The organism is Paenibacillus sp. TCA20, from assembly GCF_000732325.1.
Classification (GTDB): domain Bacteria; phylum Bacillota; class Bacilli; order Paenibacillales; family Paenibacillaceae; genus Paenibacillus; species Paenibacillus urinalis.
Window position 1 is genome coordinate 330,153 of sequence record NZ_BBIW01000004.1, and the last position, 22,160, is coordinate 352,312.

The window sequence follows — 22,160 nt, forward strand, 5'->3', positions numbered from 1 at the left end:
ACGAAGACCAGGAGGTTAAAAAAACTGAATTTAAAATCCAAATGCCTGCGCAGCCTGCTGCCGGCACTAGTATTGTTCACTTCGATTCCTATGGCTTCACAGCCAGTGGCTGCGGCGGAAGCAGAGATCCAGACAGGCTCCTTTAATGTGCTCAGCTACAACGTCGGTGGCCTGCCTGATATTTTCTCAAGCTCTAATCCGGCAGAATATACGGTGCAGATTTCTCCGAAACTGAATGCGTACGATATTATCAACGTTCAGGAGGATTTCAACTATCATGCTGAGCTGATCTCTGAGGTGACACATCCGTATCTGACACCAAGCAGCGGGGTCGCTGGTTTTGGAAGCGGGCTGAACAGCTTGTCCAAATATCCCTATCGGGATCTGCAGCGAATCACCTGGAATGATCGCCATGGTCTGTTTGACAGTGGAAGTGACGAGCTGACGCCAAAAGGATTTACGTTCATGACCTATGAGATTGAACCTGGTGTCAAGATTGATGTGTATAATCTGCACGCTGATGCGGGCTCGGACGCACAGTCTCTTGCTGCACGACGCAGCAACATAGAGCAGTTGTCCAATTATATAGAGCAGCATTCGGAAGGGAATGCCGTGATCGTCTTTGGCGATACGAATACGAGATACACCCGTGCAGACGATAATATCGAGCTCTTGATGACGCGTAACGGATTAAGCGATCCCTGGGTAGATCTGGTGCGGGGCGGTGAGATTCCGGCAGACGGGGAAGCACTGATGGATGAGTCTGATGTGAACGGACCTAACTTCGAAATCGTGGACAAAATATTGTACCGTGGCAGCAGTGCGCTTCAATTAAATGCGGAGTCCTTCCGGATTGAAGACACCTACTTCTTGACGAGTACGGGAGAGCAGCTGTCTGACCACTATCCGATTACGGCTGAATTTGCCTACTCCACTTCTCCAGATGTGCAGATGAGCTCAAGCATTGGAGGATCGGGAGGAATCGGATTTAACGATCTGAATCAGATTCCGGATTCAAGAATGAGCTCTGTTACGATCCACAGCGGCAGCAGAGTGGATGGTGTGTCCACCGTGTATGAGGATGGAACGGTACTTGCGCATGGCGGGACGGCAACGGCGAACACCCTTAATCTGGCGGCGAATGAATATGTGACCCAGGCTGTTATCGGTCAAGGCACGCGCAGCGGAGGGAAGCGGATCTTTTATGTGCAGCTCACGACGAACCTAGGGAATACCGTATCTGGTGGACAGGCTACCTCAGAACAGATGGTGCTTAGTGCTCCAGATGGCTGGTATATTGCCGGTTTTTATGGAAGAGCAGGGGATGAGCTGGATCAGCTAGGTGTCATATACAAACAGTAACTCTCTTCTATAAACGAGCGAAAATGTAGATTCTTACTGCCTAATAGAGCATTCGGACAACTAATCCGATGCTCTTTTTTTGCATTCATATGTACAAAAAAAGCTTGACTTATGCGGCGTCTAAAAGTGTATTCTTAATCTATCAGCTATCGGAAATGAAGGGATTCAGCGCTGATTATCATCTTTTAATGATCAATCAGTTCTAAACCAATTGCTTCTATTACAAATTTAAACCAAGTATGTTAATGCGAATAGTATAATATGTATTATGGAGGAAGAGATCGAATGTATCATGTAGATGATTATGTAATTTACGGCAATAATGGCGTATGTCAGATCCAATCCATTGGTGCGCTACCGATTCTGGATCAGGATAAGCAATATTACACTTTGACGCCGCTGTTCAGCACAGAAACGATTTATACGCCGACGGATACAACGATTTTTATGCGCCCTGTTATGGCACAAGAAGAAGCACATCAGCTGTTAAATGAGGTATATGTGTTCATAGAGGACATCGCAGAGCAGTGTACGAGCATATCTATTGACGATCATTATGAAGATTATATCAAGTCGTCCGGCAGCAAGGACCTTGTATATCTGATTAAAGTCATCCACGCCAAAAGATTTCTTGCCATCCAGAGCGGTAAAAAGACGATCAGCTTAAGAGACCAGCAATTTCTTAAAGAAGCGGAGAAGCTGCTTTATGGCGAAATTGCCATCGTCACGGGTTCTTCGAAAGATGGGGTAAAGCATAAAGTAGACAGCAGGCTTGAGGAGAAAATGACCGCTTATCTTGAAGAACATGAATTGGGCAGCTAGCCAGGAGAGTGGAAGTAGATTATACTATAAAATGTAAATCACCCAATTTCTTGCTCGGTATCTCGCATAACGAGCTTCACTTTATAATAAAACATATGTTGTAGTTAGCAGCCTGGAGGATCAGCAATGAATCTTTCAGGCTTTTTTGAGCAGAATAAAAGGCATAGGTATGTTTCTATACAGTGACAACATATAAATGGATAGAATGTAGGCATAGTCAAGGGATCACTTCGCTGGTCGGGGGCTTATTGAACTGCTCATTATATAGGGTGAGAAAAAACAATCTATATTTTATTTAATTACTTACTTGACAATACATAATATAATTACTACAATTACTTACATAAAGTAACTTAATGCATCTTTTGCTTTTAGCAAATCGAAATACAGGTGGTGTAGAGAATGGGTTTTATAGATCGATTATTTGGAAAAGAAACCAAGGAGGAAGAGACAATGACGAAGTTAAACATCGGTATTATTCTGGGAAGTACACGGGAAGGACGCGTAAGTCCGCAAGTAGGAGAATGGGTAAAGGCAATTGCTGACAAGCGCGGAGATGCGAATTATGAGATCGTCGATATTGCGGACTACAAATTGCCGTTCCTCGGTACTACAGACGGCTCGGAACCAGGCATTGCTGCTTGGAATGATAAGCTGAATAGCCTGGACGGATTTGTATTCATCGTGCAGGAGTACAATCACAGTATTACAGGAGCACTGAAGAACGCGATTGACTTTGCGCGTGAAGCGTGGAATAACAAGGCTGCCGGTATTGTAAGCTATGGCTCAACAGGCGGGGCTCGTGCAGCAGAGCATCTTCGCGGGATCCTTGGCGAGCTATCCGTTGCTGACGTTCGCGTGCATCCAACATTGTCCCTGTTCACTGATTTTGAGAACGGATCGGTGTTCAAGCCACAAGAGCTGCATTTGACAAATGTGAATGCGATGCTGGATCAAACGGTAGCTTGGAGCGGAGCACTAAAAACACTGAGATAAGCAGAAGCCTGAGCCTGATTGATAAGGCAAATGGCCAGGCACATGAATACAGCAATACAACGATAAACGCAGATATCTTCTAATGACAGGACGCCGCTATAAGGCACTGGCAGAAGATATTCTGCGTTTTTTATATGCTCATCGATTCAAGGATTTCCTAAATGTGTATCTATTTAAAAATATAGGACGCAGGACATGGGCGTAAGGAGTGATTGAGTCCTGCTCTAAATCACCCTACAATAAATTGAAGCTGCTTTTGCTATAGAAGGAGGACGAATGGTTGTCATCATCTTATACAGTCCAATTAACCGCTGCGGAGGCGGCGTTTTTGTTCCAGCTCATGGATATACCAGAAGGAGAAGCATGGTCGAAGATCTATGAAGCGGATGTGGAACGAGGAGTAGAAATTTCGCCGGAACAACGCTATGCTCAGATCGCAAAGGGCTTGGAGGATGCAGGGCTGCTCGCTATGGAGGGTAGAGAGATCATCCTTGACGCTGTCCTGCTGGAGTTGTTAAAGAGCTGCAAATACAGCAGCGCAGTGACGATTCTTAGATCCTGCACAGCGAATGGCGAATCTACTATTATATATGGCTTCCTATCCGGAACCGAGGTTACTGAAATGAAGTGGACCTCAGAGACAGGAGAAGTGCTGTTTACGGCGCTTGAGGAAGGACTTGAGGCGTTCGTATCCCGTATGGGGGATAGTCTGCTGCTGCCTGACGTGCAAGAGCAGAGTGGACGAATAACGATGCATACAGAGACTCTGAATCGAATGATAAATCAGCTGGGCCATCCAGATGACACGATGCTGCAATCTATTCTGCAAAATGATCAAATGGTGCAGAGCTCTACTCCGTTATTCCCCGCATTGATGGAAGCCTGTGCTTCGTCCCGGCAGCAGGGAACGTTCGAGGCAGTCATTCGCGGAACAGAGCTTCGTTCGGCAACTATTTATTATATAGGAAGTCCTCAGGGAAACTGGTTATTCATTCAGGATGCAGAGCGGAATCTCGCACAAGGATATCCGGTAACGGAGCCCGAATTTATACAGACCCTATATCTGATAACGACACGAACACTGTCTGTTCTTACGCCAAGTTGAAGGATTGGAGCAGATCTAGAGGAGGAGAAGCATGACTCGGATTGTAATGACATCGGCGTATCTGAACACGCTGGTTCAGCAGCTGGAGCAGGTAGCGCAGCAGCTGACACAGGTGGATACCGCACTGATGAATGCGCTGAATGGCGCGGCCTGGCAGACAGGCAACCGTGAGGCCATCATAGGGATGTATCAGGCGCATCAGCGCAATTTCCAGACAGCAGCTCAGAATATGCAGGAGCTGTCCAATTTTGTGAACACTACTCGTCAGCAGTTTGAACAGGAGGACCAGTCCGGCGGCGGTATTGGCATAACAGGCTTTAATCCAATGGCACCAATTGATGGTCTTGGCAACATTACAGGGACGGTTATGGGGGCAGCTGCCGTAGCGCGGCTCGGGTATAAGGTACATAACGGATACATGGTCAGACAGCAGCTGGATCGGAGAAGCCCGAGAATTCTCGTTCGTGACAGCTATGATTCGGTTCGGAATAATCCCATGATTAATGGAAGACCTAGAAACTACAAGATTTATTATTTACGCGATATGGAAGCTAAGATTGCGAATGGAACTGCCTCTCCCAAAATTAAAGAGATCTATTCCATGGCTGATCCGATGTACGGAGCCAAGGCAGCGCTGAAGGATAAGCTGGGCTGGGCAAGCGTCGGTATTGATGTGTTTACCGATACCAAAGAAAATCTCGCAAACAACGCTTCGACTGACAAGGTTGCCGGAGATATTATCGGAAATGTCGTCGTCGGGGGAGCAACAACGGTTGGAGCTACACTGCTGACAGCAGCAGTGATGCCTGCGGCAGCACCTGTCCTAGCTGTCGGGGCTGTCGGACTTGGTGTATCCGTGGGACTGACGTATCTTGCCGAGGGCATTAAGATGGACATGGATCTCGACAAGGATGGAGAGGACGACTCCTTGAAGGATGTTGTTAAGCATGGAGCGAAAGAGGCCTGGTCTACCGTATCGGGCTGGTTTAAATAGATGGCGAAGCATAGTAAGCTGCATAAGTCTCAGACTCAGAACCGTAACTGGGAAGGAACAGACTATGACCGGACAAAGTTTGAGACGTATCTCTCGCTGTATCCGGTAAGCACCATCCGGCTAAATGCCGGTATTCTCGTGCTTTTTTTCTTAAACGTGTTCTTGATTATTCCGATCTTAAGCGCACCATACGAGCCGCTCTATGCCTATCTGTTGTTCCCGCCGCTTGCTGTCATGAATGGTTGGGCCCTTGCAATGATGGCAATTCCCCGGAGGCTGCAGCTGAACTATATTCTGTTCAGGGGCGTGTTCGGTATTGTAGCATCACTTGGTCTGATGCTGGCAACGCAGAAGTTTGCATATAGCAGTCTGGAGTTAACGACCCCATGGTATGCGATCGGTTCTTTTGCCGTTTATGGATTTGCACTGTATCACTATGTGCGTTCTCATCTGCGGAAGCTCCGGACCCCACCAGAGAAGAAGCAGCAGGAAGAGCGTAAGGGGCTGCATCTGCTGCCGTTAACGATGATCGCCGGACTCGGATATTTGCTCGCGAACCTGTCATTGATGTTTGTGAGTGAGAACACCGTTGTCATTGTCCTGATGTGTGTGTACTCGATGCTCGCTTTTGTACTGTTTCATTTCATCATGGAGCTCCATCGGTACTATTGGATTAGACGAATTCATCAAGGAAGCAGCGCTCCGAATGGAGATCAGCAGACTGCTCAGCATGGTTAAAGGAGGTATAGCTAACAATGAACAATTCAGAAACACCGCTCCCTAACGGCTCCATCGTCCGATTGAAGGAAGGATCCAAGAAGCTGGTTATTTACGGGCGCAAGCAGATTATGATGACCGAGCCACCGCGAACTTTTGACTATATCGGATGTTTGTATCCGGAAGGGTATATCAACCCGGATTATACGTACGGTTTCAATCATGAGGATATTGAGGAGATCGTATTCATGGGATTTGTGGATCAGGAAGAGGAGCAGTTCTCTGCACGTTTAAAAGAGGCTTAGGTGGACATCCTATTCACTAAGAGTGGGACAGTGAGACGATAGTATGATCATGGATCTGCTTAGGTTACTGGGAAGACCCACCATGTTGACACCGTTTTCAGCTTGTGTTAAGGTATTTGCGAGGCTTGTTACCGGTAATGCGGGCAAAACCACAATGGGGATATCTTTGTATATACCCGTTGTCGTTTTGCCCTTTTTTTATTCCTCAAAAAAGTGGTGGTTCATGTGATCATTAAACAGATATTCAACAACAATATTGTAAGCACGATGGATGACAAGGACCAGGAGCTGCTGATTCTCGGCCGAGGAATTGGTTTTCAGTTCAAGGTTGGCGACACCATCGACGAAGGACGCATCGAGAAAATATTCCGTTTGCAGGATTCGTCCATATACGAGAGATTCAAGGCGATTGTGGCCGAAGTGCCCGCAGAAATTTTGCAGGTTACAGACGATATCGTCAGTCTCGCGCGCACGCAGCTGAACAAGTCGATCAGCGATGGGATTTACGTTTCTTTATCTGACCATATCCATTTTGCAGTGCAGCGGTTAACGAAAGGGCAAATTACTCGTAACCCACTGACATGGGAAGTGCAGCATTTTTACAAGGCGGAATATGATGTAGCCGCGGATGCACTGACCTTGATCAAGGAGAGACTCGGGATTGATTTTCCCAAAGAGGAGATTTGCAATATCGCTCTGCACTTCATCAATGCAGAAGTCAACGACTCCATGAATGATGTGACGCATCTCATGCAGCTGCTGCAGGAGATCATGAATATTATCAAATATCATTTTAACGTAGAGTTTGATGAGGATTCCGTCAACTATTTCCGATTCATTACGCATCTCAAATACTTCTGCCAGCGTGTGATTACCCATTCATCGTATGATGATACAGAGGAGTATTTATATGAAGTGGTACGAAAGAATTATCCATCAACGTTTAAGTGTATAGAGAAAATCGAGACGTTCATCCTCAAGCATTATCAGTATGAGATGACGCACTCGGAGCAGTTATACTTGACGCTGCATCTGGAACGATTGATGAAACACAAAAAATAAATATACAACGAATCCATTTCATGAGTCAGCTAAAGTTATTATGAAATAGATTTATACAGGGCTTGTTACTGTTCAATCAGGCAATACCCGGATGAGTTCTTGCATGCGATACATGGTGTGCTGGTTTCGTTCGGGTATTTTTTTATGCGCAAAAAGATCAGGGGGAATCTAAGATGAGTCATCAAAAAGCGGCGCAGGAGATTATCAAGTCTGTCGGCGGCGTGGATAACGTCAATTCTGTATATCACTGCATTACGCGTTTACGGTTTGAGCTTAAAGATCATGACAAGGTCGACAGCCATTCATTTAAAAAGATCGAGAAGGTCATGGGCACAAATGTGTCAGGAGACCAATTCCAGGTCATTATCGGTAACGAAGTACCGAAGGTATTCGATGCCATGGTGAAAGAGTATCCAGAGCTTGCACAAGCAAAAGAGAGCGAGCAAACGAAAAAACCGGATAAGAAGCAAAATGTGATCCTGAAAATATTCGAAACGATAGCAGGCGTCTTCGCACCTATGCTTCCTGCCATTACGGCAGCGGGTTTACTCAAAGGGCTGCTGGCCCTGCTGTCATCATTAGGCTGGATCTCCGTCGGAACCGATACATACCGGATCTTATCCGCGATCGGTGACGGGGTATTCTACTTCCTGCCTATGCTGATTGCAGCTAGTGCGGCTCGGAAATTTGGCAGCAATCCGTTTGTTGCCCTAGCCCTTAGTACCGCGCTCATGTATCCGGATATGGGCACCCTCTTGTCAGGCGAAGCAGCGGTATCCTTCTTAGGCATTCCGGTTACGGCAGTGTCGTATGCGTCGTCTGTCATTCCCGTGCTGCTAGCAGTCTGGATTCTGTCTTATGTAGAAAAGTGGGTAGACAAGATCATCCCTTCTGCATTAAAGCTGCTCTTAGTACCTCTCATTTCACTGCTAATTATGGTTCCAGTCACACTCATCGCGATTGGTCCACTGGGGACGGTAATCGGAAGCGGGCTGTCCGGTGGAATCAACTGGCTGCTTGATGAGGGCGGACTGATTGCAGGTATTGTTCTTGGGGGAGCGATGGCGGTTATTACGATGACAGGGATGCACTATGCACTTGTGCCTGTTATTCTGAGCAACATCGCTACGCTTGGTTTTGACAAGTTCCTGCCGCTTACTTACATCTCCAACATGGGGCAAGCGGGCGCGACGCTTGGGGTATTTATCCGAGCGAAGGACAAGAACCTGAAATCTGTTGCTCTGTCCACCAGCTTCACTGCACTCATGGGTGTAACAGAACCGGCAATGTACGGTATTAACATGAAATATAAACGGCCTTTTGCGGCGGCCATGATCGGTAGTGCCGTGGGCGGCGGATTCGGACTTGCCTTCGGTGCAAAAGCTTACGTATTGGCCGGAAATGGGGGCTTGCCTGGCTTGCCAGCTCTGGTAGGTCAAACCTTCTGGTATTCCTTGATTGCGATGATTCTTGCTTTTGGCGTTGCTGTCATTATGACAGTCATCTTCGGAATACGTGAGGAAGAAGCAGAGCAAGAAACAACAGGAAAGTCAGATGTTACAGCTTCAGCATCATCTGTTGCAGCAACTGAAACAACAGAAACAACATCTGTACCCGTAGCGAAGGAAGCGGCAGTCGTATCCGAGCTGCCGGAGACCCCGGTACCGACTGAGGATGCAACAGCCGTTGCGCCAATGACAGGGAAGGCGGTTCCGCTCTCGGAAGTTAATGATCCTACCTTTGGTGAAGAGCTGATGGGTAAAGGTGTGGCCTTTGTACCTTCCATTGGCAAGCTAGCGTCTCCGGTTACAGGCACGGTTATGAATGTATTCAAGACGAAGCATGCTATCGTCGTTCGCAGTGACAACGGAATGGAGCTCTTAATTCATGTCGGTATTAATACCGTCAAGCTGCGGGGGCAATATTTTGAATCTCATGTGGCAACGGGCGACCGGGTGCAGGCGGGGGATGAGCTGCTTACCTTTGAACTGGATAAAATCGCAGAGAACTACGATATCACAACAGCGATGGTTGTCACCAATACGGCGGATTATACAGAGATCAGACCCTTGAAGCTTGGCGATATCAGAACAGGGGAAGCTGTGTTAGCAGCTAGGCTGTAATTTGAGAGGAGAGATATACAAAATGCAGAATGTACAGGGTTTTTCTAAAGACTTTCTATGGGGAGGTGCCATTGCGGCCAATCAAGCTGAAGGTGCCTATGATGCAGGCGGCAAAGGCTTGTCTACAGCGGACATGGTCCCATACTTCGATAAGAAGGACTATGTTAATCTCAAGGAATTGATGCATGTAACGAGTGATTCCATACAGAAGGCAATGGCACATCGCAGTGCGGAAGGTTACCCTAAGCGCTACGGAATCGATTTTTACCATCGTTTCAAAGAAGATATTGCTTTATTTGCCGAGCTGGGACTTAAAGTATTCCGTTTGTCTATCAATTGGCCGCGTATTTTTCCAAATGGAGACGACCTGACGCCAAACGAGGAAGGTCTGCGATTCTACGATGAGGTGTTTGATGAGCTGAGAAAAAACAACATCGAGCCGTTGGTCACACTGTCTCACTATGAAATGCCAATGAACCTAGTGCTTAATTACGGGGGCTGGGCCGGACGTGAAGTCATCGACCATTTCGTTAGGTATGCGGATACGGTAATGAATCGATACAAGGATAAGGTCAAATACTGGCTGACCTTTAACGAGATCAACACCACGATTATCGAGCCGTTCACCGGCGGAGGCATTGTAGAGGACCGGGTAGAGAATCCAATGCAGGCTTCGTACCAAGCTTTGCATCATCAATTTGTAGCCAGTAGTAGAGTAACGAAGCTCGCCCGCGAGATCAATTCAGAGTTCAAGATTGGCTGCATGCTTGCCCGCATGATTCATTACCCGGCAACGTCCAAGCCTGAGGATGTGCTTCAGACACAGATCGATAATCAGCTCAATCTACTGCATACCGATGTACAGGTTAGAGGAAGCTATCCTCCTTACATGGCGAGATATTGGGCAGAGCATGGGGTATCTGTTCATATGGAGCCGGGTGATCTGGATCTGCTGAAGCAGCACACCGTTGATTTCATATCGTTCAGCTATTACACCTCGCTCGTCTCTGCGGTGAATCCGGAGGAGTACGGAGTTACCGGCGGTAATCTGTACAGTACGATCCGTAATCCGAATCTCCCACGAACAGAGTGGGGGTGGCAGTTGGATCCGATTGGACTACGAGTTGCCTTGAAGGAAATGTATGATCGCTATCAGCTGCCTCTGTTTGTTGTGGAGAATGGGTTGGGAGCAAGAGATACAGTAGAACCGGATGGTTCCATCCAAGATGACTACCGGATTGATTATTTCCGCCAGCACATTCAGCAGATGAAGGAAGCGGTAATGGATGGCGTAGATCTGATGGGTTATACAAGCTGGGGTGTCATTGATATCATCAGTGCTTCCACTTCCGAGATGTCCAAACGTTATGGATTCATCTATGTGGATCAGGATGATCATGGCAAGGGAACACTCGATCGATATAAGAAGAAAAGCTTCGGCTGGTATCAGAAGGTCATCGCTTCCAATGGTGAGGATCTCGATTAAAGTAAGTAAAAGAAGCCGTGGACTTGGTATTTGTCCACGGCTTCTTTGTTGTGTTGCTGTATTATCTGCTTTGGTCCGCATTTTGAAAATGAACTGCCGTCTGCTGCAGCTGCGTACCTGTCTCCTGCAACCCACTCAAGTAGGATTGGACGGAGGTGAGACTCTCCTGAATCCGCTGGAGAAATTCCCGCTGCCGCTCGCCTTCCCACTGACCCTCCGATTCAAGAATCATCTTGTTCAGCTGCTGCACCACCGTTTGTCCATTCTGGGATGCCTGAGTGAACTGGCGCGAAATCTGCTGCAGCTCCTCTGGGTAGAGGTTGATCCGCTGATCCATACGTATTCCCTCCTTCGTCTCCACATATGAAGTTCGACTGTACTGATCTTACCCCATTATATATGGAATATTTTCTCAAGGAAAGATATTGGTCACTTACGCAATGAAACGTTAAGCAAGTTAAATGTTAATTCACTATATTAAGCAGCAATGCTAGGATAGGTGCACATAAAATGTGGTCGATTCACCTACGGTACTCTTAGCATAAATCCTGCCCTTGTGCTGCTCCACAATCGACTTCGCAATGGCGAGACCCAGTCCGTAGCCACCCTGCTTGCGAGCTCTCCCGGAATCTGTTCGATAGAAGCGGTCAAATATTCGTGACAAATGCTCTGGAGCAATACCTTCACCGGTATTCGTGACGGATAAGACGACCTCTTGCTGCTGTTTTTTTAGAGTGAGAGTAACGGAGCCGCCCTCATTCGTGTATTTGACGGCATTATCGAGCAGAATCATGACCACTTGCTTAAGCTGTTCACTCGCTCCGGTTACCTGAAGACCGGGTTCGATCTCATAGCTGAGGTGAACCTGCTTCTCGAACATAACGGCTTCCATCGTTAACAGAATATTTTCGACCGCCTCGCTCATATCAAATTTCGTATACAGGGTACCCGCACGAGAATCATCCATCTCCGTCAGGTATAGGAGATCATTGGTCAGTCTGGTCATGCGCTCCGTTTCGGACTTGATATAATAGAGCCATTTCTCCTGATCTCGGATCTGATCCTCACTGTTAGCCAGCAGAACATCCGTATTGGTATTGATAATGGTCAGTGGTGTCTTTAACTCATGAGAGGCATCGGCGATGAACTGCTTCTGCTTGTCAAAGGCCTCCTGAATCGGTGTAATAGACCGGTTGGCAAAGAAGCGGCTCGTAAAGAAGATGACGATCAGCATCACGAGTGCAACAATCGCGAAGGTATAGATCAGATTCGTCAGGATAACCTGTTGTGAGCTGGTATCGAGAAATACTAGCATGTAGCCTGTGCTGGTCTGAAGAATCTCAAAAGTCCAGTGACTGCCATCCAGTTCAAATTGTCCACTCGCTTTGTTCTCCGCAACGGCTGCATCCAGAGCAAGCGGATAGAACGTCTCCTCCAGTTCAAGCGTGGTCTCACGACCTGTAATGGTGAGGCTGGAATCTGTCTCCAGCATGAAGGAGATTGAACGTTTGGGCGGTGATCCTTCGAATCCGAACTCACCATCGTCCGGTCCTCCCATATTCAGATCTGCACCTGGACGATCTCCGTGCGGAAGATCAAAGTCCCGGGTGTAGGAATCCGTTACTTTATTCAGCTCCATATGAATATTTCGCTGAACATCCCGATACGTAATCGTATATATCGAGGTAAAAGCAACCAGCATAATGATCGAGATGATGACGAGATTCAAGATCAGGAACCGGTTTCTAAGCTTGGTAAACATCAGGTATTCACCTCTAACACATACCCAACGCCTCGAACGGTGCTGATGCGGACGCCAGAATTCAGGAAGTTCAGCTTCTTACGCAAAAAAGAGATATATACCTCTACATTGTTGTGCTCGACATCAGAATCAAAGCCCCACAGCTTCTCAATAATCTGCTCCTTGGAGGTAATCGACTGCTTCCTTACCATTAGCAGCTCCAATAGCTCATTTTCTTTCAGATTCAGCTTCATTTCCTTCCCGTTAACCGAAAGCTTCAGGGTAGAAGTATTGAGCTCCATATCCCCGAATTTCAGACCTTCCTCTGGCATGACCTCGCTTTTGCGCCGCAGCACGGCTCTGATTCGGGCCAGCAGTTCTCCAGAGGAGAAGGGCTTGGCGACGTAGTCGTCGGCACCATAATCCAGCCCGGTAATTTTGTCATCGATCTCGCCTTTGGCCGTCAGCAGAATGACGGGAGTGGAGAGGCCTTCCTTGCGAATTTCCTTCAGGACAGTGATCCCATCCATTTCCGGCATCATAATATCAAGCAGCAGCAGATCATAGATCCCGCTGAGAGCATAATCGAGTCCGCTTCTGCCGTCATGGACCATATCTACGGAATAGTTTTGTTTCTTTAAGATTTGGGAGAGTGCCTCCGCAAGATGAAGCTCGTCTTCCACAATTAATATTCTCATCGCTTTTTCATCCTCTGTATGGATTATCTGTAGGTTTAGAATAGGTCTAGTATAGCAGGAGTACCTTTAACCAACCTTAAGCTGTTTATTCTACCATCATACGAATGGATAACTTTCAGATCAATAATCAGTGCCTATTATATGAAGCTTCTTAATTAGAGATCAGGATTGTAAACGCAGTGTAAAAAAGATTCTCGAAATGTTAAATCCATTTAAGATTCATTAAAGGTTGAGAGCTTACGATACATACATCACCACATGAGACCTACCACAACAGAGAAAGGATCTGAAGCACATGGCTATAGAGGTATTTAACCGCTATGAGAGCAAATACCTGCTCGACAGCAACTCGTACCGGAGGCTGTATCTTGATCTCATGGAATATATGGAACCCGATGAATATAACAAGCAGCATGAATTTTATTCCATAAGCAATCTGTACTTCGACACAGCACATGATTCATTGATCAGAGCGAGCCTGGCGAAGCCCAAGTATAAGGAGAAGCTCAGACTCAGAGCCTACGGTGTTCCGAGCAAGGACGCAAAGGTGTATCTCGAGATCAAGAAGAAGGTGTTCGGCCTGGTCAACAAGCGGAGAACCGCGCTCAAGCTGGATGAGGCATACGAATTTGTCCGTACCGGACAGGCGCCGGAGCTGAAGGATTACATGAACGCCCAAGTCGTGAACGAGATCAGCTATTTCCTGCGGATGTACGATTTGGCACCTAAGCTGTACCTGTCTTATGACAGAAAAGCACTCTTTTGCAAAGACAGCCGCGATCTTCGAATTACGTTTGATACCAATATTCGCACAAGACGCTATGACTTGAAATTGGAAAACGGAGATTACGGCGAGCAGCTGCTGGATGAAGGCCAATGGCTCATGGAAGTGAAGGCCGAAAAAACAGTGCCCATGTGGCTGTCGGTCCTGCTCTCAGAGCATCAGCTGTATCGAACGAGTTTCTCCAAATACGGCAATGAATACAAAAAAATGATCAAAAACGAAAAACAGAAACAGGAGAGTATGCTTTATGCTTGATTCCCTATTAAACGCAGCTACAGACACAACGACAGAACTTACATTTATGAGCACGGTGCTCAGTATTCTCATCGCCATTTTGTTAGGCGGTATCATCAGTCTTACCTATATGAAGACGAACACAAACGGGTATACCCAGAGCTTTTCCTTGACTATGGTCATCTTACCGGCCATTGTGGCCATTATTATTCTGCTGATTGGCAGCAATATTGCACGAGCGTTTAGCTTGGCGGGAGCGTTCTCCATCATCCGGTTTCGAAGTGCGCCTGGGGATCCGAAGGATATTGCTTTTGTCCTGTTTACGATGGCAGCGGGTCTTGCCTGTGGTGTGGGAGCCTTCGGGTATGCGGTGTTGTTCACCCTGATCCTGTGTATTCTGATGTTCGTCCTGAGTAAATTTAACTTTGGTGCAAGAAAAACATTGCAAAGAACTCTTAAAATCACGATTCCTGAGAATTTGAGCTACGATGATGCCTTTGACGAGGTGTTCCAGAAATACAACGTGCAATATGAGCTGAAAAAGATCAGAACAACCGAGCTGGGAAGCTTGTATGAGCTTGTGTACGGCGTGACGATGAATCAGCTTACCAACCAAAAAGAATTCCTGGATGAAATCCGATGCCGTAATGGTAATCTGGATCTTTCCCTGACGATGAGCCCGACGACGTCAGAGTATTAATGTATCCACTCCACTGTGATTGACCTTATAATCAGCTCAAATTTCAAATGAAATGAAATTTGAGCCCAAAATACTTAGCGAGGAATTAAGCTAGTTCTTTATCTCCGTGCTTAGCAGCGAGGATTTCAGTAAAGTTGGTGACTCTCATCCTAGCGAGGAATTTGAATGACGAACGACTTTTGGCGGAGCCAACCGGAGAGAGACAGTCAAATTGCGAGCGTCCTGATAAAGGAGATAGCCATCTCTTATCCGAGCCAATACGCAAGGCTATAAAGAACAGCTCAATTTCCGAGCGCCCTGAAAGGATGAATAAAATGAAAAAGACAAGCATAGCGAACAGACTTAGCGTCGTATTCTTATGCGCTGCTCTGATGACAGCATGCAGTGATGCGTCAGCGACCGACGATACAGGAACATCTGAAGCAGGCACCGCGAATGAGGCCACAGCTGAGCTGGCGAGCTTGAAGCTGGAGGATATGATTACCTTCGATGAGGAGGACCGTAACACCGAATGGAGTGCAGAGAGTGCTGTAACCATTGAGCTGGATGGAGCAAGTGCTCAAATTAACGGTACGGGTGCAGAAACTGTCGAAGGATCTGTGACCATTACGAGCCCGGGTACCTATGTACTCAGCGGAACGCTCAGTGATGGACAGATCATCGTGGATACGGCAGAGGAAGAGCTGGTGCACTTGGTTCTGAACGGTGTCGATATTACAGACAGCGATAGTGCGGCGATTTACAGCAAAGGTGCGGGAAAGACCGTCATTACACTGGAGGATGGAACCGAAAATAAAGTGACGGATGGCAAAACATATGTTTATGAAGACGAAGCAAGTGATGAGCCGAGTGCGGCTGTATTTGCCAAAAATGATCTGAGCATCAACGGTACAGGCAGCTTATCCATCACCGCTAATTATAAAGATGGAATCACGAGCAAGGACGACTTGAAAATAGTAGAAGGCACCATCGATATCGATGCCGAGGATGACGGGATCGTAGGTCGTGACCGGCTGGCTGCCGAGAACGGTACGGTGACGATCAAGGCCGGTGGAGACGGCATGAAATCGACCAATGATGAAGATGAGGACAAAGGGATCATCGCGATCGCTGGCGGTACTTTTAAGATAGAAGCGGAGAATGACGGAATTCAATCGGAGAAATCACTGCTGATTAATGGCGGTACGTATAACCTTGTAACTGGCGGCGGCAGTGCGAACGCTGAGGTGAAGACCGAGAGCAATGAGATGGGACAAGGGAGAATGAATGGCAATGGCGGCATGATGCGAGGGGAATGGAACCGTGAGTCTGCACCTGCAGCGCCTTCGGATACAGCGACTCCATCAGATGAAGCAAGCAACAATACAGATGAAGCAGCAGGCACAGCGAATACAACCAGCACGAATACGGCCAGTACGGTGGTCACGGCAGCAGCAACAAGCACGCCGGCAAGTACAACAACGGACACAGCTGCCTCCACTGCAGATGCTGACAATGCAGAGGATACAACAGCCGCTGAGGAAGAATCAACGAGTGCAAAAGGGGTCAAAGCAGGCGGGGATATGGTCATCAATGGCGGAACATTTACGATGGATTCAGCCGATGATGCGGTTCACAGCAATCAGAATATTTCGATCACAGGTGGAGAGTTCAGTATTGCCTCGGGTGATGATGCGGTTCATGCGGAGCTTCTGCTATCCATCTCTGGCGGAACAATGGACATTACCGCAAGCTACGAAGGACTGGAAGGAGCAGATATTTCGATCTCCGGCGGTAAGACTTATGTAGTCTCCTCCGATGATGGAGTGAATGCGTCCGGTACAGATACGACGACCGAGACCACAGACTCCGCTGCGGAAACAACAGAAACATCCGAAGCAGCAGGAACAACCGCAGGTGAAGCGGATGCTTCTGCATCCGGAACTTCAGAAGCTTCCTCTGCAGCGGATGAAGAACAGGGTACAACAAGTGAACAAGCGCCTGCAGCGGGCGAAAGACCGGATGCTCCTGCGAATGGCGAAATGCCGCAGCGGCCAGCGGATGGTGAGATGCCGGAGCCTCCAGCTGATGGCGAGATGCCAAGCGGAACTCCGCCGCAAGGCGGCTTTGGCGGCGGTGGATTCGGCGGTGGAATGGAAGGCAATCAGAATGCGAAGCTGACCATCTCTGGCGGACTTCTCACCGTCGATGCCGGCGGTGATGGGATTGACGCCAATGGTTCCATTACAATGACGGATGGTACCGTGATCGTAAATGGTCCAACCAATAACGGAAATGGCACACTGGATTATGGCAGCACATTTGACATGAGTGGGGGTTACTTAATCGGAGCCGGCACATCAGGTATGGCACAGGCATTATCTGATGAATCCACTCAGCTCTCGATTGCGATGACTTATCCTGAAACACAGGCTGCAGGAACGTTGGTTCATTTAGAAGACAGTGAAGGCAACACCATCGTGACTTTTGAACCGTCCAAGGATTATCAGTTCGTCGTCATTAGCTCACCGGATCTGGAGAAAGGAAAGACCTACACCCTCTATTCCGGAGGAAGCTCCAGTGAAGACGTTACAGGCGGATGGTATAAGACAGGTAATTACGAAGGCGGAAGCGAGGTCGTGTCGTTCGAGCTTGGGGAAACAGCTACCACATGGCTGAATGAGTCAGGCGTAACAACAGGGAATGTGAACGGCGGATTTGGCGGCGGCAGAAGATAGATTATCTTAAACAGGCGATAGCCAAAAGAACGATTATTAATAGCATACGGGTAGTATATACAGCCCAGGCAGCTCCAGATATGATGGAGCTGCCTGGGCTTATGTCATGCAGCGGTGTTAAGCTGTTTTTCTTCGAGAAGAGGCAGTGCTAAATGAAAGGTTTGATCGTGATCTTACAATATAGTAAGTAAGAATCAATTTGATCCTTTGGTAAGATGAAATTGTTCATCTTGTAAGTTGAACAAAAATAGCTTATCCCCGTTGTGAAAGGAACAGCAAATCTATGACCAGAAGAACAAAGCGATTTACGCTGACGATTATCCTCTGTATCGTTGTTGGTGCCATTGCTCTCGGAGGAGTCTATGTCTCTTCTATCGTGAAGGAGCTTCAAGGCTTGCAAAAGGAAGGAGAAAGCTCCCCATTTCATAATATAGAACATATAGATCAGGAGCAGACGATCGAGCCGCCCGTATGGGAAGGTGATGAGATCGTCAATATTCTTATTATGGGTGTGGATGCCAGAGGCATGAAGGAGGGAGAGATTCCTCGCTCAGATGCCATGCTGGTAGCCTCTCTTGACCCCGAAGCGAAGAAGATCTCCCTGTTCTCGCTCATGCGGGATACTTATGTTGAAATTCCAGGCTATAACAACAATCGAATTAATACGGCTATCACCCATGGTCCGAATGTTGCGATGCAGGCAGCGAGCGATCTGCTCGGCATTCCGGTGCAATATTATGTGTACACTGATTTTCAGGGCTTCATCAAGCTCGTGGACGCTCTAGGTGGAGTGGATTTTGAAGTAGAGAAGGATCTGTATTACGTCAGCAAGGCGGATAATCATCAATATGATATCGACCTGAAGCAAGGAATGCAGCATCTAGATGGAGAGAAGGCGCTCATGTATGTAAGATTCCGGCATGATGCCATGTCCGATTTTGCCAGAACGGAGCGTCAACGGGAGCTGTTGAAGGCGATAGCAGACAAAATGCTGACTTCCTCCTCCATCGCCAAGCTTCCGTCCATATTGAATGAGATCAACCCTTATATAGATACCAATTTGTCTCTTAATGATATTTGGAAGCTGGCCTCGCTCGGATACCAGAGCACGCTCCATGGCAGCGAGCAGATTCCGCCGATGAGCCTGCTGAAGGAAGAGAGAATTGGCGGAGCAGCGGTTCTTACGGTAAGAGACGAGGAGGAGCTCCAGAGCTACGTACAGGATGTACTGAAGCCAGCGGATGCTCAGATGGAGGAAGTGCCTGAGAGTAGGATAGACGATAACGACATGAGTCTAGAGGAATCGAGCGAGAAGGTCACTTATTAGAATGATACGGATTTAGTGTAAATGGAAAAACGGTCCAGGAAAGTCTTGGACCGTCCTAAGCCGGCGGCTCACCGCGGGCTATTTTGTATGAATACAATGAGGTGCTTGGTATTGAATGATAAACGAATCACAGGGCAGACCACAGATCTTACAGCTCGCGAAGACGCATGTATGAAGTGAACCATTCACGATAAGTGAGCTGGCTGAGCAAGATGCTGGTGATTGCAGCTGAGCTTGTGAAGGCAAATACGATCAGGATCTGATACCGGACAGCCTCGATCGGATCTGCACCTGCGATAATCATTCCTGTCATCATTCCCGGGAGCTGGACGATCCCCACCGTCTTCATGCCATCAATGGTTGGAATCATGCTGGATTTAACGGAACGCTTAAGTGCATCCTGAATCGCCCGTTTGGGCGCAGCGCCAAGCGCAAGCAGGGTTTCAATCTCGCCTTTGGAGGTCTCCATTTCACGTTTCATATGATTAAGGAACAGGCCGGAAACGACCATGGCATTGCCAATCGTCATTCCGCTGATGGGAATAATGTATCTTGGCGTCGGCTCAATGATGTTCAGTCCGAGCAGCAGTCCCATCATGAGCAGCTCTGTTGTTAGAATGGACAGGGCGATCTTCCAGCGGACGCCCCTAATGCCTTGTCCCCGCTTGCCTGCATTCAACGAAGCGACCGTGATCATAAAAGTAACGATGAGCACAATCAGCGCGGGATGCTCGGTATGGAAAATAAACTGCAGGATGTAGCCGACAGCAAGCAGCTGTATGGCTGATCGTATGGTTCCGATGGCTATATCCTTCTCCAAATCGAGCTTTTGCCAGACGGAGATCAGCATCGTCACCATGACAAATACAATCGTGAAGCTTAGAGCAAGGAAGGACATGGCTCCTCCTTATCTGAATCCACAGATTTGGTGATGAAACGGCGGGCGGCTTCTGTGTCTGGCCGAGAGAAGAACAGTTCTGTCGGCTGACGTTCAAGCAGGGTATGACTGCCCATATACCAGGTTGTCGTGCTGAATGAGCGGGCCTGCTCCAAATCATGTGTCACCCAGATCAAAGTCGTTCCTTCTTGATCACTCCATTCCGTCAGCAGTTGTTCCACAAGAGCTGCATTTGAAGGGTCCAGGGATGCCGTGACTTCATCCAGCAGCAACGCCTCCGGACGCAGCATCATCGAGCGGATGAGTGCGATCCGCTGCTTCTCGCCGCCAGACAGATCAGATGCCCGCTTTTGTACATCCAGTGCAGACAGGCCGCTTCGCTCCAGTAAGCGCTGTGCAAGAGCTTGGTCGTAGGGGACTTTATGAAGGGAATGAACCATCCTCAGGTTATCCTCAACACTGCCGGGCAGCATCACGGGATGCTGTGCGACATAAGTGATCTTCATTCTCCACCATCGTGGATCGCAGCTTCGATAAGAAACACCCTTCCATTCCATTTCCCCTTCGTCTGGACGATCCAGTAAAGACAGTATTCGGAGCAGCGTGCTCTTCCCTTGTCCTGAAGCGCCGATGACCGCGATGCGTTCGCCTTGATCCACCTGGGCTTCGACGCCCGAGAACAGCATCGTTCTGGTTGTTGTGCCCATATATTTGGTTAACCGCTGTAAATTTAATAAATGAGACATGTCCCATAGACTCCTCTCCGATGTTCGTTGACCTATTAATTTTAGCAGATACATTAAGACGATAGGATGCTTTTTCCGATATATATAGCACTTGAATCAATATCATAGAAATGGCTTTAGAAATGGATTCGCTTGGTTTCATATAGATTAAACCATGTTTATTATCATAAATAGGAGAGAAGAAGGATGATTACTTTCGAGAAGGGCGAGCTCCTTGAGGCGGCAGAGGACATTATTGGTCACCAGGTGAATTGTATGGGGGTCATGCGCAGCGGGATATCCAAACAGATCAGAGATGAATACCCTGAAGTTTACGCCGCCTATATTTCGCTGACGAACAGTGAAATTTCTCCCCTTGGGCAGATGCAGATGGTGAAGACGAAGGATAAGTACATCGCGAACCTGTTTGGACAGAAGCATTACAAGAAGAGCTTCTTTCGTAAACACCTGACAAGCATCAAGGCTCTGGAGCGAGCATTAATTGAGCTTCGTACCTATGCAGAAGCCAGGAATCTCTCTATTGCACTGCCTTACAGAATAGGGGCGGACCGTAATGGGACGGATTGGAATGAGGTATACCGAATGCTTGAGAGGGTATTTACGAGCTATCCCGTAACCTTGTACTCGATCGTGGATATGGAGGAGAAGAGCTAACGTGAGAACTCGGTCTTCATCCTGGACGGAGGTCTAGCCCAGAAACCGTCTTTAGACTATTTTTAAAATAGACTTAAATGGCATAAACTAAGATGAACGTAGGTTCTAAGGGAGGTACATAGATGGATTTTTTGTGGTGGACGTTAATTATTGTGTTATTCTTACTCAGCTTCGTTGGCATTGTGTATCCCATCATTCCGTCTGTTCTCGCCATTTGGGGTGGCTTCGCCATCTATCAATTCCTCATCAATTCAGAGGAGCTGTCCTGGTGGTTCTGGGTCAGCATGGCGATACTAACAGTCGTTATTATTGCCGCGGATATCATAGCGAACAGCTATTTTGTTAAGAAGTACGGAGGGTCGAAGACCTCAGAGACGATCGCAGCCATTGCGACCATTGTAGGCTCGTTCATCCTTCCGCCATTCGGAATCCTGCTCGTGCCGTTCCTAGCCGTGCTGGTAACCGAATTTATCATTCACAAGGATGCCTCGAAATCGGTCAAAGTCGGCTTTGCAACCATCATTGGATTCCTCGGAGGAAGCATTGCCAAAATCCTTATTCAGCTGCTCATGATCGTATGGTTCATTCTCGATGCGATCATTTAGGGTGGATATCAGCATGATATAGGGACTTCAAGCAAGGGACGCTCAAGGCGTCCCTTGTTTTTTGTGGCTGGCTACAAACGGACA

General features: G+C 47.6%; 21 protein-coding genes. 16 read left to right on the top strand and 5 right to left on the bottom strand.

Translation table 11 applies throughout. The features are described from left to right. Nucleotides 1–72 precede the first annotated feature (72 nt). From TCA2_RS10330 to ascB, 10 genes are all read left to right on the top strand, one after another. Nucleotides 73–1,362: a jacalin-like lectin gene (locus tag TCA2_RS10330; protein ID WP_238546340.1), complete on the top strand. Its 1,290-nt coding sequence runs from the start codon at nt 73–75 to the stop codon at nt 1,360–1,362. A 285-nt stretch (nt 1,363–1,647) separates the two neighbouring features. Next, nucleotides 1,648–2,184, top strand: coding sequence for a CarD family transcriptional regulator (locus TCA2_RS10335; RefSeq protein ID WP_047911514.1), 537 nt, complete (start codon nt 1,648–1,650; stop codon nt 2,182–2,184). Nucleotides 2,185–2,586: 402 nt separating this feature from the next. Continuing rightward, on the top strand, nt 2,587–3,180 hold the full coding sequence (locus tag TCA2_RS10340) for an NADPH-dependent FMN reductase (protein ID WP_047911515.1): 594 nt from the start codon (nt 2,587–2,589) through the stop codon (nt 3,178–3,180). Nucleotides 3,181–3,460: 280 nt separating this feature from the next. Continuing rightward, nucleotides 3,461–4,285, top strand: coding sequence for a hypothetical protein (locus tag TCA2_RS10345; RefSeq protein WP_047911516.1), 825 nt, complete (start codon nt 3,461–3,463; stop codon nt 4,283–4,285). A 31-nt stretch (nt 4,286–4,316) separates the two neighbouring features. Beyond that, nucleotides 4,317–5,279: a WXG100 family type VII secretion target gene (locus tag TCA2_RS27550; protein ID WP_238546341.1), complete on the top strand. Its 963-nt coding sequence runs from the start codon at nt 4,317–4,319 to the stop codon at nt 5,277–5,279. Continuing rightward, the gene (locus TCA2_RS10360; RefSeq protein WP_238546342.1) at nt 5,280–6,017 is read left to right on the top strand and encodes a hypothetical protein; all 738 of its coding nucleotides are present in this window, start codon (nt 5,280–5,282) and stop codon (nt 6,015–6,017) included. A 17-nt stretch (nt 6,018–6,034) separates the two neighbouring features. Then, complete coding sequence (locus TCA2_RS10365; protein WP_047911517.1) at nt 6,035–6,301, top strand: DUF4176 domain-containing protein; 267 nt, start codon at nt 6,035–6,037, stop codon at nt 6,299–6,301. 225 nt (nt 6,302–6,526) lie between these two features. Beyond that, nucleotides 6,527–7,363 (top strand): BglG family transcription antiterminator LicT, encoded by an 837-nt coding sequence (licT, locus tag TCA2_RS10370; protein ID WP_047911518.1) that lies wholly within the window; start codon nt 6,527–6,529, stop codon nt 7,361–7,363. Nucleotides 7,364–7,536: 173 nt separating this feature from the next. Further along, a complete protein-coding gene (locus TCA2_RS10375; protein ID WP_047911519.1) occupies nt 7,537–9,486 on the top strand; it encodes a beta-glucoside-specific PTS transporter subunit IIABC in 1,950 nt (649 codons plus the stop codon). A gap of 22 nt (nt 9,487–9,508) precedes the next feature. After that, on the top strand, nt 9,509–10,972 hold the full coding sequence (gene ascB / locus TCA2_RS10380) for a 6-phospho-beta-glucosidase (protein WP_047911520.1): 1,464 nt from the start codon (nt 9,509–9,511) through the stop codon (nt 10,970–10,972). Between the two features lie 61 nt (nt 10,973–11,033). On the opposite strand, the gene TCA2_RS10385 is transcribed toward ascB, so the two are convergent. The 3 genes from TCA2_RS10385 to TCA2_RS10395 all read right to left on the bottom strand — a co-directional run bounded on the left by TCA2_RS10385 (nt 11,034) and on the right by TCA2_RS10395 (nt 13,411). Then, entirely contained in the window at nt 11,034–11,309 is a 276-nt protein-coding gene (locus TCA2_RS10385; protein ID WP_047911521.1) for a WXG100 family type VII secretion target, read from the bottom strand. 153 nt (nt 11,310–11,462) lie between these two features. Then, the gene (locus tag TCA2_RS10390) at nt 11,463–12,734 is read right to left on the bottom strand and encodes a cell wall metabolism sensor histidine kinase WalK (protein ID WP_047911522.1); all 1,272 of its coding nucleotides are present in this window, start codon (nt 12,732–12,734) and stop codon (nt 11,463–11,465) included. Next, nucleotides 12,734–13,411 (bottom strand): response regulator transcription factor, encoded by a 678-nt coding sequence (locus TCA2_RS10395; RefSeq protein ID WP_047911523.1) that lies wholly within the window; start codon nt 13,409–13,411, stop codon nt 12,734–12,736. Before TCA2_RS10395 ends, TCA2_RS10390 begins: the two co-directional genes overlap by 1 nt. A gap of 295 nt (nt 13,412–13,706) precedes the next feature. Here TCA2_RS10395 and TCA2_RS10400 point away from each other — a divergent pair, with 295 nt between their 5' ends. The 4 genes from TCA2_RS10400 (at nt 13,707) to TCA2_RS10415 (ending at nt 19,173) form a co-directional block, all read left to right on the top strand. Further along, the gene (locus tag TCA2_RS10400) at nt 13,707–14,450 is read left to right on the top strand and encodes a polyphosphate polymerase domain-containing protein (protein ID WP_047911524.1); all 744 of its coding nucleotides are present in this window, start codon (nt 13,707–13,709) and stop codon (nt 14,448–14,450) included. Next, entirely contained in the window at nt 14,443–15,129 is a 687-nt protein-coding gene (locus tag TCA2_RS10405) for a DUF4956 domain-containing protein (RefSeq protein ID WP_047911525.1), read from the top strand. The genes TCA2_RS10400 and TCA2_RS10405 overlap by 8 nt, the downstream gene beginning before the upstream one ends. A gap of 314 nt (nt 15,130–15,443) precedes the next feature. Then, nucleotides 15,444–17,846 carry a carbohydrate-binding domain-containing protein gene (locus TCA2_RS10410; RefSeq protein WP_052511883.1) on the top strand — a complete coding sequence of 801 codons (2,403 nt, stop codon included), beginning with the start codon at nt 15,444–15,446 and terminating at the stop codon, nt 17,844–17,846. 283 nt (nt 17,847–18,129) lie between these two features. After that, a complete protein-coding gene (locus tag TCA2_RS10415; RefSeq protein ID WP_047911526.1) occupies nt 18,130–19,173 on the top strand; it encodes an LCP family protein in 1,044 nt (347 codons plus the stop codon). 148 nt (nt 19,174–19,321) lie between these two features. On the opposite strand, the gene fetB is transcribed toward TCA2_RS10415, so the two are convergent. Both fetB and TCA2_RS10425 read right to left on the bottom strand, forming a co-directional pair. Beyond that, nucleotides 19,322–20,071, bottom strand: a complete 750-nt coding sequence (fetB, locus tag TCA2_RS10420) for an iron export ABC transporter permease subunit FetB (RefSeq protein WP_047911527.1) — start codon at nt 20,069–20,071, stop codon at nt 19,322–19,324. Further along, a complete protein-coding gene (locus TCA2_RS10425) occupies nt 20,053–20,817 on the bottom strand; it encodes an ATP-binding cassette domain-containing protein (protein WP_047911528.1) in 765 nt (254 codons plus the stop codon). Before TCA2_RS10425 ends, fetB begins: the two co-directional genes overlap by 19 nt. 186 nt (nt 20,818–21,003) lie before the next feature. Between TCA2_RS10425 and TCA2_RS10430 the strand changes: the two genes are divergently transcribed. Then, nucleotides 21,004–21,471 carry a macro domain-containing protein gene (locus TCA2_RS10430; protein ID WP_047911529.1) on the top strand — a complete coding sequence of 156 codons (468 nt, stop codon included), beginning with the start codon at nt 21,004–21,006 and terminating at the stop codon, nt 21,469–21,471. 122 nt (nt 21,472–21,593) lie between these two features. Then, nucleotides 21,594–22,076, top strand: a complete 483-nt coding sequence (locus TCA2_RS10435) for a DUF456 domain-containing protein (protein ID WP_047911530.1) — start codon at nt 21,594–21,596, stop codon at nt 22,074–22,076. Nucleotides 22,077–22,160 lie beyond the last annotated feature (84 nt).